Source organism: Thalassolituus sp. (assembly GCF_034111725.1).
GTDB lineage: Bacteria > Pseudomonadota > Gammaproteobacteria > Pseudomonadales > Oceanobacteraceae > Thalassolituus.
The window spans coordinates 33,252-46,018 of the sequence record NZ_JAWUWR010000066.1; the positions used below are offsets into that span (position 1 = coordinate 33,252).

A 12,767-nucleotide genomic window follows, 5' to 3' on the forward strand; every position below is an offset into this window, starting at 1 on the left:
ATTAGACCACAGGCACTGGATGAAACTGCAACATACGCTGCAAGCTCACCACCGCCTGTTGGCGCAAGGACTCTTCAATAATAATTTCTTGGTCGTGATTTTTTAATACATCGCGAATATTTTCTAAACCGTTCATCGCCATCCAAGGGCAGTGAGCACAACTGCGACATGTTGCTCCATTGCCTGCTGTTGGCGCTTCGATTAACAATTTATCCGGAGCCGCCTGCTGCATTTTATAAAAAATGGCTTTATCAGTCGCAACGATCAAAGTGTCATTTGGCAAATTCTTAGCAGCGGCAATCAACTGGCTGGTTGAACCGACAACATCGGCCATTTGCACTACTGCCTTGGGAGACTCAGGGTGAACTAAAACAGCCGCATTCGCATGAACGCGCTTTAGATCTTCCAATGCTTTTGCTTTGAATTCGTCATGTACGATACAAGCACTATCCCAAAGCAGCATATCGGCACCGGTTTCACGGGCAACATAATCACCCAAGTGCTTATCAGGCGCCCAAATTAATTTCTCGCCTTGATCTTTCAAATGATTAACAACGTCCAATGCAATACTAGAAGTCACCACCCAGTCGGCACGAGCTTTCACTGCTGCCGATGTGTTGGCATACACTACGACTGTGCGATCGGGGTGCTGATCGCAAAAAGCAGAGAAATCCTCAACAGGACAGCCAATATCAAGAGAACAAGTAGCTTCTAGAGTTGGCATTAATACGCGCTTCTCTGGGCTCAGAATTTTCGCAGTCTCACCCATAAAACGCACACCAGCCACCAATAAGGTACTAGCGGGATGATGAGCGCCGAAGCGCGCCATTTCGAGAGAATCTGAGACACAACCACCAGTTGCTTCTGCCAAGGCTTGAATTTCAGGATCCGTATAGTAATGAGCGACGATAACGGCATCTTCTTTTACTAACAATTCACGGATTTCTTGAATCAAGGCGTCACGATACGCTGGGTCCATATCACCGGAAGGTTTTGCCCAGAAATCGCGGACAATCAATTGCTCATTAGTAACAACAGACATAGTGCTCTCGCATCATTAAACTCAACATCTCAGCAAAACATGACGCTGAGAAAGGCCGTCGCATTTTATCACAAGACTGTTTTAAACAAATAAAAGCCAGGGGTGTGCAAATAAAAAAAAGGGGAGAAAGTAAACTTTCTCCCCTTTAAAAATAAGTGGTGGGTCGTGCTGGATTCGAACCAGCGACCAATTGGTTAAAAGCCAACTGCTCTACCAACTGAGCTAACGACCCTTAGCTGCTGTGCATCTTAACAAAATAAATTAAAAGATCAACAAATTCAGCAACTTAGATCTTCCGTTTCCCTAATTATACACAGAGGATAATAGTGGTGGGTCGTGCTGGATTCGAACCAGCGACCAATTGGTTAAAAGCCAACTGCTCTACCAACTGAGCTAACGACCCGGAAGAGGCGCATATAATACTTAATTTTTAGAAAGCCGCAAGACTTTTTTTAAAATAAGTTTCACTATCAGGGACTTAGGCAAGGAATTACGGGGAATTGAGGTGCGCGATTAACGAGTAAATCGCCCAAAAATTTGAGGAATTATGGCGTTTTTTGGCCAATTTTTCCTAAATAAGACTTGGCTAACGACACTGTGCCATCTGCACGTCCGGTGTAGCGATCAATCACTTGCTGCAGCCAAATGCGGGCCTGCTCATCGTTACCCTTACGATGCATAGTAACACCGAGCTTATAAGCTGCATCAGCCGCCTTAGCGCTATCAGGGAAATCACTGATCACAGTGCGAAAACGCTCTGCCGCGCGATCAAGTTGGCCACCCACCAGATTCACCTCACCCGACCAATATCGAGCGTTTGGCACTAATGGATCGCTGGGATACTGGCTGACGAAAGCATCGAACGCGGCACCCGCCTCCGAGAATTTCTTTTCGCGTACCAGTGTCATCGCAGCCTTGTACGCATCACTAGGCGTAACACTTGTCGTTGGGGGTACGATATTCGACCCAGAAGTGGTGGCTTTAGGCACATCATCAATAACGGGGTCTGCAACCATCAGCGCAGCAATACGACGATCAAGATCTAAATAACGATCTTGCTGCTCTTGCTGAATGGTTTGAATTTGATTGTCTTGCTCTTCCACTCGACCACGCAACATCGCTATCTCTTCCTGCATTTGCTCTATCTGAGTCAGCAGTTCCGAAACAAGAGTATTATCTGCTGCCGGAGTGGCAACGGACTGGGGGATGGAAGGAGAAAAATTTCTTTGAGTTGTATCGACGGGGCTCGAACTAGCGGGTGCTACCACACGGGTAGCACCAACCGAAACCCAGTCGTCATCAGCGCTTGCGGCGGCCGCAAAAGCGACCAGCGCCAGTGTGAGGACTGTTTTATTCATTAACGGCTCTGGTATTTCACTTCAACGCGACGGTTTTTAGACCAGCTCTTGTCGTCATGACCCATCATTGCTGGGCGCTCTTCACCAAAGCTAACAACTTCTAATTGACCAGCTGCAGCGCCGTTAGCCAACAAGTAACGACGAACAGCCATTGCACGACGCTCGCCAAGAGCTAGGTTGTATTCAACAGTGCCGCGCTCATCAGCATGACCTTCTAATACAACGCGAGCTGATTTATTAGCCGCTAAATACGCTGCGTGTGCAGATAATGCTGCTTTGCTGTCGCTCTTGATCGTAGTTTGATCAAAATCGAAGTAAAAAACAGTTACTTCCATTAGTTTGGCGTTTGCTTCTGCTTGCAAAGCTTCGCCGCTAAGAGAGGCAGTTTCAACACCACGAGTTGCTGCGTCATCAGCCGCTTCGTTCGCTTGTTGTTCAGTCGCAGTCATTGAAGAACCCGCGCCTTCTTCCATGTCACCTTTGCTTGCGCAAGCAGTAACCAAAAGAGCGCCAAAGGCCAAACCCAAAGCTTTATATAGTGCTGTTGTTTGCATGACAGATTTCCTAATCGAGTAGTTAAGAGGAGATTATTTTAAAATGGGTGACCACGCTGGTTCCCGAACGTCGCCATACTTTGAAGGAAGACGAAATTTCACTTCACCATCCACGGATACAGCGGCCAGAATACTGCGGTCTGATTCACTTGCGGCATAAATTACCATACTTCCGTTAGGTGCAACACTAGGTGATTCATCCAAATTTGTATCTGTCGTTAATATTCTTACCGTTCCCGTTTCTAAATCTTGAGATGCGATATGAAATGAATCGCCATTACCATGCACAAATACCATTTTACGACCGTCCGCGGTCACTCGTGCACGAGCATTGTAACTGCCTTTGAAGGTAATCCGCTCAACCGACTGGTCTTTAGTGTCCAGTTTGTAAATCTGTGGACCACCTGCTCGGCTGGACGTAAATACAATATGGCGTCCATCGGCTAACCATTGTGGCTCAGTATCAATACCATAATGGCTCGTCATACGAGTTGCCTTACGGGTGTTCAAATCCATGACGTAAATATCTGGATTACCAAGCTTCGACTGAACGAAGGCTAATTTAGTTCCATCAGGGGAAAATGATGGCGCGCTATTCGACCCACTGAAGGCTACTACCTTCTCTCGTTTACCCGTTGCTAGCTCTTGAAAGTAGATTTCACTGCGACCATTTTCGAAAGAGACATAAGCCACTTTTTTACCATCAGGCGCCCACGCAGGAGAAATAATCGGTTGCTTAGATTTAAAAATAAGTTGCTCGCGGGCGCCATCGGCGTCAGCGAAATTCAAATTAAACGCGGTACGCTCGCGGTTGGTCGTGACATAGACCAACTTAGTTGAGAAAACACCAGGAATACCCGTTAAGCGCTTAAAGATATAATCACTAATATAATGGCCTAAATCACGCAGCTGACCTGCGGTGGCCTTTACACGGTGGCGTAGTAATTCAATCTTTTGATGAACATCGAGTACATGAAATTCAATGGCATACCCACCTTCAGCAGCGGTAACGCGCCCAATGACGACAAAATCCTGCTTCAGCCGCGACCAGTCAGCATAGATAACATCGGCGACTTCCGTCGGCTGACTAATCATGTAAGCGCTAGACAGTGTTTTAAAATAACCAGAACTTGCCAAATCATTGGTAACGATCTGGCTAATATTTTCTGGCAACGCAATAGCGCCAGCCCATTCAAATGGCACAACAGCAATCGGAATCGCGCTTTGCTTACCTTGGGTTACTTCAATAACCAACTCAGCTCGTGCAGTACTGATCACAAACAAAAACAACAACCAACTATAACGCTTTACCACGACGCATTCTCCGGTCTAAATTTCATTGTAAATGTACGGAAATTCTGTTCAAAAACTCGAATATCCTGCGGCACTGGCAGCGGCGACGCTTTGTATATCGCCTGCTCCACCGAGCGATCCAGCGCGGCATTGCCACTGGTTTTAACCACTTGGGCTTGTATCACCTGCCCGGTTGGTACTAAAACCAGTTTCATAATCACTTCTTGATCGGGCTGCACGGCTGGCGGGTACTGCCAAACAGATTCGATTTTTAAGCGAATCTGAGTTTGGCTATCGGCAGCAATTTGCTTCGACCTTTCGATATCAGCGACCTTTTTAGCAGCCGCTTCTTGCCGAGCCATTTCAGCAGAGGCTTCTTCTAGCGCCATTTGCTCTAGTAAAGCCTGCTCGGCTGCCGCTTGAGCGGCCTTTTCACGCTGCGCTTGCTCTTTCGCAGATTTTTCTTTTGCTGCTTTTTCCTTCGCTAGCTTTTCTTTATTCGCTTTTTCTTTCGCTGCTTTATCAGCCTTCTCTTTGCTAGCTTTTTCCTTCTGCGCTGTTTCCTTGGCAGCCTTTTCCTGGGCCGCTTTGGCCGCCTTTTCTTTTGCAGCTTTCTCTCGGGCTAATTTTTCACGCTTAGCCTTGTCATCCATTTTCTTCTGCTGTTCTTTCTCACGCTGCTTTACCGCCTGATTTTCCGTCTGCACGACATTGGCAATAAGATGCTGAGGAACAGGCTCTGGCACATGAGGCTCGCTGCGTCGCCACTCAGCCACCAGCAAGAATGCTGCAAAAGCATGAATCAATACGGCTGCAACAACGGGCAGATGATAGCTGTTCGGGCTTTTCCAGCTCATACTATGGTCGCGCCTGTGGATCTGGCGCTTCAGTAATTAAACCAACGTTATTAATACCTGCAGCTTGCAGTCCCCCCATCAGCGACACTACGCGTCCATAGGGTACTTTTTCATCGCCACGTATTAATACGCGAGTCGCGGGCGTCGCTTTATGAACTTTGTCGGCATAGCTTGTTACATCAGCCAATGTCATCGCTTTGGGCGTTGCCTCATCGCGCTCAATAAAATACAAACCACGTTCATTAACCGAAATAATAATGGTGCTGTCGTCTGGGTCAATTTCTGTTGGCGTAGAGTCTACGTCCGGCAAATCAACGGGGACGCTTTGCACCAGCATCGGCGCCGTCACCATAAAAATAATGAGCAACACCAACATGACATCGATATAAGGAACAACATTAATCTCCGCCATTGGGCGGCGTTTTTGTGCAGGCTGCATAGTTTCCATTACGACTTCTCCGCTGCTCCTGCGCGTGCTGATTGTTGAATCTTATGCAAGCGATGGAATAACAATGAAGAAAACTCATCGCCGAAGATGTGCAAATTGCTCACCATTTTGTCGACCTGAGATACAAAACGGTTGTAAAAAATAACGGCTGGAATAGCAGCAAGAAGACCCATGGCGGTTGCAACCAAGGCTTCTGAAATACCTGGCGCAACCGTAGCAATCGTCGCTTGCTTAACACTGGCTAACCCTTGGAACGAATGCATAATCCCCCACACTGTACCAAACAAACCAACATACGGACTGGTTGAACCAACCGTCGCCAAGAAGGAAAGATTGTTATCTAAGTTTTCACTTTCACGCGTAATAGCAACACGCATGGCGCGCTGCACTCCCGCCATTACGGTCTCTGGATCGCTGTTATTTTGCTTGTGCATTTTGCCGAATTCTTTTAAGCCCACCATAAACACGGTTTCCATCGGACTCGGCACTGCACTTTGCTGACAATCACGATACAGCTCGTTGAAATCAACACCCGACCAAAAACGCTCTTCAAACTCAAGATTTTGTTGACGGTTAGCAGATAACAAACGCGTACGCTGCACAATTACGACCCAACTGACAACGGAGGCAACCACCAGCATTAACATAACGAGCTGGACGACAAAACTTGCGTTCATCACCAGATTAAAAATAGACATCGATTCGTTCACGACGACTCCTGAGTTGTCACTGTCATTGAAATTTGTTGGGCGACATCCTTAGGAATTACCCTAGGGCGTCCGTTTTCATCTATACAGGCAATACTGACCGAACCTTCGGCTAACATCTGCTCACTAGAGGATAACTGGCTCTGGTTATCCGACCGGCGAACAATGCGCTGGTTCAATGTCATACTCGCTTTTCCCAGCGCGGCGACTTCAACCGTCGCGATGATTTCATCATCCAGCAAAGCTGGCTGACGATATTTCACATTCACTTCGCGCACCACGAAACGAATAGCGTCTCGCATTAAAACTTGTTGATCGAATCCGATATTACGCAACCACTCGCTACGAGCACGCTCAAAAAACTTGAGGTAATTGGCGTAATAAACAATACCACCGGCATCTGTGTCTTCGATATATACCCGTAACGGCCATTCAAACATCGTTCGATTCCGAGTTAAAACGGCTAGGTAAATCGAGACCAAAATGCAAATACGCAAGCTTAGTGGCGATACGACCACGCGGCGTGCGCGTGATATATCCCTGCTGCATTAAATACGGCTCAAGCACATCTTCGATGGTATCGCGTTCTTCGCCAATGGATGCTGCAAGGCTATCTACACCCGCTGGACCACCATCGTATTTTTCCATCAAGGTAAGCAATAAGCGTCTGTCCATGTGATCAAAACCTTGAGCATCGACATTGAGCATGTTTAACGCCGCATTGGCGATATCTTGATCAACAATTCCCGTGCCTTTTACTTGGGCATAATCCCGCACTCGACGCAGCAAGCGATTGGCGATACGCGGAGTACCACGAGCACGACGAGCAATTTCACGCGCTCCTGCGTTATCGAGCTCTAGCTCCATTAAACGCCCCGAACGCGCAACAATATGGCTCAAATCATCAACGTTATAAAACTCTAAACGCTGCACAATGCCAAAGCGATCACGCAGAGGAGATGTTAATAACCCCGCGCGCGTTGTCGCTCCCACAAGGGTAAATGCCGGCAAATCGATTTTTATCGAACGTGCCGATGGACCTTCGCCAACCATAATATCCAGTTGGTAGTCTTCCATTGCCGGGTATAAAACTTCTTCAACCGCTGGATTTAAGCGATGAATTTCGTCGATAAATAAAACATCACCCTCCTCTAAATTGGTCAGCATGGCAGCGAGGTCGCCTGCTTTCTCCATCACTGGCCCAGAAGTCGATTTAATTTGTACGCCCATTTCCTCGGCAATAATATTAGCCAAGGTGGTTTTGCCTAGCCCAGGAGGACCAAAAACCAAAGTGTGATCGAGCGCTTCACCACGGGCGCGAGCGGCTCCGATGAAGATCTCCATCTGTTCACGCACAATAGGCTGACCGATATAGTCGGCGAGCATACGCGGACGAATCGCGCGATCTTGACGCTCTTCTACGCGCTCTTCACCTGATAATGGCGTTGCGGCAATGAATCGATCGTTCTCTATCATGCGCCACCTAAGGTGTTGCGCAGAGCTTGGCGAATCATATCTTCAGCACTGGTGCAGGTATCCGCCACTTTCATAAGCATCTTGCTCGCATCTTGAGGCTTGTAGCCTAAAGCAACCAAAGCACCTTCAGCTTCTTGCAGTAGTTGGTTTTTACCCGCTTGCTCATTCTGTTCAACCGCCGCCCATAGCGGCGCTGGCGCTTGCCATTCAATTAAACGATCACGCATTTCAACAATTAAGCGTTCAGCGGTTTTTTTGCCAACACCAGGCAATTTGGTCAAACTCGAAATGTCTTCTTGATGCACACAACGCGCAAATGCATTGACGTCCATTCCTGACAAAATAGCTAAAGCCAGTTTTGGACCGACGCCACTCACCTTAATCAAGGTACGAAAGAGACTGCGTTGGCTCTTATCGCTAAATCCATACAACTGATGAGCATCTTCGCGAATCGCGAGGTGGGTATAAAGGATGACAGGATCACCTAGCTTTCCCAGTACTGCGAAAGTAGATAGCGGCGCTTGGACTTCGTAGCCCACGCCATGAACATCAATAAGCAGCTCTGGCGCTTGCTTCTCAATGATAAAACCTTGTAAACGACCGATCATGATGACGACACAACGAAGGGATGACTGAAAGCGGCTAGCCTATCAGCAAAAGACGCTGAGACTCAACGCATCATTGAGTTTTGCTCTCGATTAACGCGACCGACCACGACGAAATTGGGTAAGCCCAGCTTGGCTGATTAAACTTGCAGTGGTATGTGCATGACAGATCGCAATGGCTAGGGCATCGGCGGCATCGGCTTGAGGAATACCAGGAAGTTTTAACAACCGTTGAACCATATGTTGCACTTGTTCTTTGTCAGCGGCACCAGTACCCACTACCGCCTGCTTAATCGTGCGCGGTGCGTATTCGTGTACTGGCAAATTTTGCATACTAGCCGCCACAATAGCGACACCCCGAGCTTGCCCTAGCTTAAGAGCAGACGAGGCATTGCTCCCCATAAACACCTGCTCAATGGCAAATTGCTGCGGGCAATGCAATTCGACCAGCTGGGTGACGCTTTCAAATATGACTTTCAAACGGTCGGCAAGATCGCCGGTCCCAGTACGAATGCATCCGCTGGCAATGTATTCTATCCGTTGTCCAACCGTATTAATCACACCAAATCCGGTTAAACGTGAACCCGGATCAATACCGAGGATAATCGCCATAAGGCTGCCTTTTATCGCTGTGCTTAAGGATGCTCAAACACCCATTGCTGACTCGTATCACGATTAACCACCGTAATACTATGCCAGTCGTGCGGTAGTTCGATGCGACGGCAAGGGCTGGTCATCATCTGAGGTAACATTCGCCCCGGTGGTGGCGTCGCAATAAAATACTCGACCGTGAGATCCCCATCTTCACGCTGCTGCTTACTCAACTCGACACTATAGCCGGGTGTTGGTCTTTCTCCGGCTGCAATAGTCAGCTTACCATCCACCACCACGACGCTTTCCATTACCACACAATGCATAGCCGCATTATTTGGCATATTAATATGTTCAGGCTGTCCCGCGCACCCTGCCATAACTGCCGTTGCGGCAAAAACCATCCCTGACACTAGACTCATGAGTCTTGTCATATTGCCTTCCCCCAAATAAAAACGGCAACTTCACTAATTGGTTGTGAAGTTGCCGCAGTATATCGGGCTTAGGGCTGGCCTCCAAATCAAGCCTTAACAAATGTTAACGACTAGTGAATACCAGCTCGCTATCTTTTACCTCAGCGACAATAGTACTGCCCGGCATAAACCGACCAGCGAGAATATCCTGAGCCAGTGGGTTTTCGATCGATCGCTGTATCGCACGTTTGAGTGGTCGAGCACCGAATATAGGGTCGTAACCAACCTCCACCAAACGTTCGATCGCACCATCCGACATTTCAAAACCGAGATCGCGGTCTTTCAAGCGATCACGCAGCAACTGCAGCTGAATGTCGGCAATACCACGAATTTGCGATTTTTCTAGTGGATGGAAAACCACGGCCTCATCTATGCGATTAATAAATTCTGGGCGGAAATGTGTACCCACAATTTCCATTACGGCATCGCGCATTGCTTCGTATGATTCATTGGCAAACATGCTTTGAATAACATCCGAACCTAAGTTGGAGGTCATTACTAAAACCGTATTTTTAAAATCGACTTTACGACCTTGCCCATCGGTTAACTGACCGTCATCCAATACCTGCAGCAAGATGTTAAATACATCCGGATGTGCTTTTTCAACTTCATCCAACAAAATCACTGAATACGGCTTACGGCGCACAGCTTCGGTTAAATGCCCGCCTTCCTCATAGCCAACGTAACCTGGAGGAGCACCAATTAAACGCGCAACCGAGTGTTTTTCCATGAACTCCGACATATCGATACGAATCATGGCATCGCGGCTATCGAACATAAAATTCGCTAACGCTTTGCATAATTCCGTTTTACCCACGCCAGTTGGTCCTAAAAACAAGAAGGAACCGTTAGGGCGATTAGGGTCTGACAAGCCTGCCCGCGAGCGCCTTACCGCATTCGATACCGCGGCAATGGCTTGATCTTGGCCAACAACCGAGTCATGCAGCACAGACTCCATACGCAATAATTTTTCGCGCTCACCTTCAAGCATTTTACTGACTGGCACGCCGGTCCATTTAGAAACAATTTCTGCAATTTCGTCTTCTGTTACTTTGTTGCGCAATAAAGTAAATTCTTGGCTGCCTGAAGCCTCGGCTTCACTCGCGGTAGCAAGCTGTTTTTCCAACTCCGGAATTGTGCCGTACTGCAGCTCAGACATACGCTGTAAATCACCGATACGACGCGCAGCATCCATTTCAATACGTGCTTGTTCGAGCAATTCTTTTGATTTGCTAGCGCCTTCGAGCAAGGCTTTTTCTTTTTTCCAAACGTCTTCTAATTCGACGTACGCACGACCTGCTTTATTAATTTCTTCATTCAGATCCGACAAGCGTTGCTTAGCCGCATCGTCTTTTTCTTTGCGCAATGCTTCGCGCTCAATTTTAAGCTGAATTAAGCGACGTTCGAGCTTATCCATATCGTGTGGTTTTGAGTCGATTTCCATCCGAATCAGCGACGCGGCTTCGTCAATTAAATCAATGGCTTTATCGGGCAATTGACGGTCGGCGATATAACGGGTTGATAATTTCGCGGCGGCAATAATCGCGCTATCGGTAATCTGTACACCATGGTGAACTTCATAACGCTCTTTTAAGCCACGCAATATGGCAATGGTATCTTCTACGGTTGGTTCATCCACCAGCACTTTTTGGAAACGACGCTCTAAGGCTGCATCTTTTTCGATAAAGGTGCGGTACTCATCCAATGTCGTTGCACCAACGCAATGCAATTCGCCACGCGCTAAGGCAGGCTTCAGCATATTACCCGCGTCCATTGCGCCGTCACCTTTACCGGCACCGACCATGGTGTGTAATTCATCGATAAAGAGAATGATGCGCCCTTCTTCTTTCTGCACATCTTTAAGTACCGACTTTAAGCGTTCTTCAAATTCGCCACGGTATTTAGCACCCGCTAACAAAGACCCCATATCCAGCGACAAAATGCGCTTATTTTTAAGGTTCTCAGGCACTTCACCATTCACAATACGTTGCGCTAAGCCTTCAACGACAGCTGTTTTACCAACACCCGGCTGACCAATTAATACTGGGTTGTTTTTGGTACGACGTTGCAATACCTGAATGGTGCGACGAATTTCATCATCACGACCAATCACAGGATCGAGCTTTCCGGCTTCTGCGCGCTCGGTGAGATCAATACAGTACTTGCCCAGAGCCTGACGATTGTCTTCGGCATTGGCATCATTCACGGATTCGCCTCCTCGCATTTCGGTAATGGCTTTAGCAATCGCATCCGATGTTAGTTTAACCTCGGCCAAGGTTCGTCCTGTGGCACCCTTATCACCCAAAGCAACCAATAAAAAGAGTTCGCTTGATACAAACTGATCACCGCGCTTTTGCGCTTCTTTATCGGCCAAATTCAACAATCGACCCAACTCGGGCGCGATCTGAATATTGCCGTCTGGGCTACTGACGCGCGGCTGATCTTTTAAAACACCACGTAAGATTTTTTCAAGCTCTGGCACGTTGACGCTGCAGCGCCGCAACACATCTTTAACGGAACTACTGGGCTGCTCTAACAATGCCAACAGTACGTGCACAGTATCGATTTGATTGTGATCTTGGCCCAATGCCAAGCTTTGGCTCTCAGCTAAAGCGTTTTGCAAGCTAGTTGTTAAACGATCCATACGCATAATGTGTCTCCTGCTCCCCATTCTCGGGATTCAATTCTGTTAACGCTAAGATGCGGTCGCTTTAATAAAATTCAAGTTACCATCGATAAAAGTTTAGAATTTCTAATGTTTGTCCGTATTGATCCAGAGCAAGTTGAACGACTACTGACGTATAATGCACCACGCAAACTGCTCGCTACTTTAGCGTATATGGTGACTTCGGCTTGATTTCACAAGAGCAGCATAGGTCAAATTTCTCAGTATGAAGGACACGACGTGCATCAACATCAACTCCGTCAGGGCGCCCTATTTCTATTAATGGGCGAAGCATTACTGGCGGTAATGGGCGGCATGATCAAATATCTGTCGGACACCCTATCCACCGAACAGATCGTATTTTTCCGCAATGCCGCCGGATTAGTCGTACTCGCCCCACTCGTGCTACAACAAGGGCGAAAGCTTCTGTATACGCAAGTGTGGCACTGGCATCTCATGCGCGGATTAGTGGGTGTTTCCGCCATGTATTGCTACTTTTGGGCTTTAGGCCATATGCCGTTAACAGAAGCCTTTCTGGTTAAGTTATCGAGTCCATTCTTTATGCCGCTCATCGGCTTACTCTGGTTAGGTGAACGAGCGGGGCGTTATAGCTTACTTGCAGTAGCGGTTGGATTCGCGGGGGTGGCTTGTATCCTAAGACCGGATGACAGCACGTTCACATTTATTGCGTTAATCGC

14 protein-coding genes and 2 tRNA genes are annotated in these 12,767 nt (G+C 47.6%); 1 reads left to right on the top strand and 15 read right to left on the bottom strand.

Going from position 1 to position 12,767, the window contains the following annotated elements; all coding sequences use genetic code 11:
- Position 1: 1 nt before the first annotated feature.
- From nadA to clpB, 15 genes are all read right to left on the bottom strand, one after another.
- Positions 2 to 1,042: a quinolinate synthase NadA gene (gene nadA / locus UXZ23_RS11350; RefSeq protein ID WP_320820688.1), complete on the bottom strand. Its 1,041-nt coding sequence runs from the start codon at positions 1,040 to 1,042 to the stop codon at positions 2 to 4.
- Between the two features lie 156 nt (positions 1,043 to 1,198).
- Positions 1,199 to 1,274: transfer RNA gene (locus UXZ23_RS11355), tRNA-Lys, on the bottom strand.
- Positions 1,275 to 1,369: 95 nt separating this feature from the next.
- Positions 1,370 to 1,445: transfer RNA gene (locus tag UXZ23_RS11360), tRNA-Lys, on the bottom strand.
- 142 nt (positions 1,446 to 1,587) lie between these two features.
- On the bottom strand, positions 1,588 to 2,400 hold the full coding sequence (ybgF, locus tag UXZ23_RS11365) for a tol-pal system protein YbgF (RefSeq protein ID WP_320820689.1): 813 nt from the start codon (positions 2,398 to 2,400) through the stop codon (positions 1,588 to 1,590).
- Positions 2,400 to 2,954, bottom strand: a complete 555-nt coding sequence (gene pal / locus UXZ23_RS11370; protein WP_320820690.1) for a peptidoglycan-associated lipoprotein Pal — start codon at positions 2,952 to 2,954, stop codon at positions 2,400 to 2,402. Before pal ends, ybgF begins: the two co-directional genes overlap by 1 nt.
- Positions 2,955 to 2,987: 33 nt before the next feature.
- Positions 2,988 to 4,268, bottom strand: a complete 1,281-nt coding sequence (gene tolB, locus UXZ23_RS11375) for a Tol-Pal system beta propeller repeat protein TolB (RefSeq protein WP_320820691.1) — start codon at positions 4,266 to 4,268, stop codon at positions 2,988 to 2,990.
- A complete protein-coding gene (tolA, locus tag UXZ23_RS11380) occupies positions 4,262 to 5,104 on the bottom strand; it encodes a cell envelope integrity protein TolA (RefSeq protein WP_320820692.1) in 843 nt (280 codons plus the stop codon). Before tolA ends, tolB begins: the two co-directional genes overlap by 7 nt.
- Before the next feature lies 1 nt (position 5,105).
- Entirely contained in the window at positions 5,106 to 5,552 is a 447-nt protein-coding gene (gene tolR / locus UXZ23_RS11385; protein ID WP_075273228.1) for a protein TolR, read from the bottom strand.
- Entirely contained in the window at positions 5,552 to 6,250 is a 699-nt protein-coding gene (tolQ, locus tag UXZ23_RS11390; RefSeq protein ID WP_320820698.1) for a protein TolQ, read from the bottom strand. The genes tolR and tolQ overlap by 1 nt, the downstream gene beginning before the upstream one ends.
- A gap of 8 nt (positions 6,251 to 6,258) precedes the next feature.
- A complete protein-coding gene (gene ybgC / locus UXZ23_RS11395) occupies positions 6,259 to 6,699 on the bottom strand; it encodes a tol-pal system-associated acyl-CoA thioesterase (RefSeq protein ID WP_015487268.1) in 441 nt (146 codons plus the stop codon).
- Positions 6,692 to 7,735, bottom strand: a complete 1,044-nt coding sequence (gene ruvB / locus UXZ23_RS11400) for a Holliday junction branch migration DNA helicase RuvB (protein WP_015487269.1) — start codon at positions 7,733 to 7,735, stop codon at positions 6,692 to 6,694. Before ruvB ends, ybgC begins: the two co-directional genes overlap by 8 nt.
- A complete protein-coding gene (ruvA, locus tag UXZ23_RS11405; protein ID WP_320820693.1) occupies positions 7,732 to 8,343 on the bottom strand; it encodes a Holliday junction branch migration protein RuvA in 612 nt (203 codons plus the stop codon). The genes ruvB and ruvA overlap by 4 nt, the downstream gene beginning before the upstream one ends.
- 90 nt (positions 8,344 to 8,433) lie before the next feature.
- Entirely contained in the window at positions 8,434 to 8,952 is a 519-nt protein-coding gene (ruvC, locus tag UXZ23_RS11410) for a crossover junction endodeoxyribonuclease RuvC (protein WP_320820694.1), read from the bottom strand.
- 23 nt (positions 8,953 to 8,975) lie between these two features.
- Positions 8,976 to 9,365 carry a protease complex subunit PrcB family protein gene (locus tag UXZ23_RS11415; protein ID WP_320820695.1) on the bottom strand — a complete coding sequence of 130 codons (390 nt, stop codon included), beginning with the start codon at positions 9,363 to 9,365 and terminating at the stop codon, positions 8,976 to 8,978.
- 103 nt (positions 9,366 to 9,468) lie between these two features.
- On the bottom strand, positions 9,469 to 12,054 hold the full coding sequence (clpB, locus tag UXZ23_RS11420) for an ATP-dependent chaperone ClpB (protein WP_320820696.1): 2,586 nt from the start codon (positions 12,052 to 12,054) through the stop codon (positions 9,469 to 9,471).
- Between the two features lie 255 nt (positions 12,055 to 12,309).
- Between clpB and UXZ23_RS11425 the strand changes: the two genes are divergently transcribed.
- On the top strand, positions 12,310 to 12,767 hold a 458-nt coding region (locus UXZ23_RS11425), incomplete at its 3' end, for a DMT family transporter (RefSeq protein WP_320820697.1).

Coding starts and splice junctions, on each gene's coding strand:
- nadA (WP_320820688.1), bottom strand. CDS start 1,042: ATGTCTGTTGTTACTAATGAGCAATTGATTGTCCGCGATTTCTGGGCA.
- ybgF (WP_320820689.1), bottom strand. CDS start 2,400: ATGAATAAAACAGTCCTCACACTGGCGCTGGTCGCTTTTGCGGCCGCC.
- pal (WP_320820690.1), bottom strand. CDS start 2,954: ATGCAAACAACAGCACTATATAAAGCTTTGGGTTTGGCCTTTGGCGCT.
- tolA (WP_320820692.1), bottom strand. CDS start 5,104: ATGAGCTGGAAAAGCCCGAACAGCTATCATCTGCCCGTTGTTGCAGCC.
- tolR (WP_075273228.1), bottom strand. CDS start 5,552: ATGGAAACTATGCAGCCTGCACAAAAACGCCGCCCAATGGCGGAGATT.
- tolQ (WP_320820698.1), bottom strand. CDS start 6,250: ATGTCTATTTTTAATCTGGTGATGAACGCAAGTTTTGTCGTCCAGCTC.
- ybgC (WP_015487268.1), bottom strand. CDS start 6,699: ATGTTTGAATGGCCGTTACGGGTATATATCGAAGACACAGATGCCGGT.
- ruvB (WP_015487269.1), bottom strand. CDS start 7,735: ATGATAGAGAACGATCGATTCATTGCCGCAACGCCATTATCAGGTGAA.
- ruvA (WP_320820693.1), bottom strand. CDS start 8,343: ATGATCGGTCGTTTACAAGGTTTTATCATTGAGAAGCAAGCGCCAGAG.
- ruvC (WP_320820694.1), bottom strand. CDS start 8,952: ATGGCGATTATCCTCGGTATTGATCCGGGTTCACGTTTAACCGGATTT.
- UXZ23_RS11415 (WP_320820695.1), bottom strand. CDS start 9,365: ATGACAAGACTCATGAGTCTAGTGTCAGGGATGGTTTTTGCCGCAACG.
- clpB (WP_320820696.1), bottom strand. CDS start 12,054: ATGCGTATGGATCGTTTAACAACTAGCTTGCAAAACGCTTTAGCTGAG.